2 protein-coding genes and 1 pseudogene are annotated in these 1427 nt (G+C 49.8%); all 3 read left to right on the plus strand.

All coding sequences use genetic code 11. The features are described from left to right. Positions 1–241: pseudogene (locus R7070_RS25170) on the plus strand (Clp protease ClpP); the annotation flags it as partial. Positions 242–451: 210 nt separating this feature from the next. Then, positions 452–631, plus strand: a complete 180-nt coding sequence (locus R7070_RS25175) for a hypothetical protein (protein WP_140367042.1) — start codon at positions 452–454, stop codon at positions 629–631. Then, the coding region (locus R7070_RS25180; RefSeq protein ID WP_318141392.1) for a phage tail length tape measure family protein at positions 624–1427 on the plus strand (804 nt) is incomplete at its 3' end. The genes R7070_RS25175 and R7070_RS25180, both read left to right, overlap by 8 nt.

Raw genomic sequence — 1427 nt, forward strand, 5'->3', positions numbered from 1 at the left:
CCCAATCTCAGGGCTACTCAATATCGTGACTGAACCGCGCCTAGATAAACACGATAAAGCCGCGTTCTATCTGACGGCTAACGAGCAAACTATTGAGGTTGCTTATCTCGATGGCGTGGACGTTCCTTACATCGAAACTCAACAAGGCTTCACTATCGACGGTATTGCTACCAAAGTCCGCATCGATGCGGGTGTTGCACCTACCGATCATCGCTCAATGATTAAGTCTACGGGCAAATAACAATTCTCGCGCCTCGATGGGTCCTCCTGAACCCCACGTTGTCTCCCCACGGGGCAGGGGCGCGGAAAAACACATTTTTTTGGATATCCTAGGAGAGCAGCAGCATGTGTATATATGGTCTTTGTTTTCAGTTACTTAGACCTGATCAACCTGATCTGAGGCCGATCACCTGCTCAAGCTGCACTCCGAGAGATTTTTAGGAGTGGTTTTATGAAATTTTCGAGAGTAAAGCGCTTCATTTTTGAGTTAAGAAAGCGTGGTTTTTCATCTCAAAGAATCGCGGATGAACTCAACTTTGCCGGAGAGCGCCAACCGCGCACAAGGGCGCCTTATGACGCCAAAGTCGTTGAGAATCTGGTGATGGAAATGAATAAGGTTCGTTATGACTAAACAGAAAATTGCTCACCTGGTTGCGACCCTCGATGCGGAAACTGCGGAGCTGGATAAAAAGGTTAACAAGAGCCAGAAGGTACTGAAAGACTATGGCTCTCAAGCCTCCAAAGCCGAGAGTAACAACAAAAACCTATCAACGAGCTTTGCTGATGCTGCGTTTTCGGCTTCGTCTTTGCCTGGTCCTCTTGGCAACATTGGTTCACAAATGGATGGGGTGATCGGTAACGTTAAAGGGTTGGGGTTTGCTTGGACGGCCTTGGGAACGGGGGTTACTGCGGCGATTGGTGCGATGTCTGCGGGCTTGCCTGTTTTGGCAGAAACTGAGCGCCGTCTATTGCAACAAGAGCAATTGATTAAGGCGACCGGATACTCTAGCGGCTACACCGCGCAGCAACTCGATGAAATGGCGCGTTCAGTGGCCATGAGTACTTTAACCAGCACTCAAGAGGCCAGTAAGGCGATCGGCGTAATGCTAACTTTTCGCTCTGTCTCTGAGGACACATTTAAACGAGCGATTTATTTGTCACAAGATATGGCCAGTGTGATGGGAAGTGACATAGTCAGCGCCGCTAAGCAGCTCGGCAAGGCACTGGAAATGCCGTCTACGGGGTTGAGCGCTTTGAGAGAGTCGGGCGTCTCATTCACTAAGTCTCAAATTGAGATGGTGAAATCCATGGAGGAGTCAGGCCGTATTGCAGAGGCTCAATCGTTCATCCTGAGTGAGCTGGATAATCAGATTGGTGGCGCGGCTGGCGCTGAAGCCGGAGGTTTGATCGGGTCTGTTGATACGCTT

Origin of the sequence: Vibrio sp. 1557, from assembly GCF_033340175.1 — a bacterium.
Lineage (GTDB): Bacteria > Pseudomonadota > Gammaproteobacteria > Enterobacterales > Vibrionaceae > Vibrio > Vibrio alginolyticus.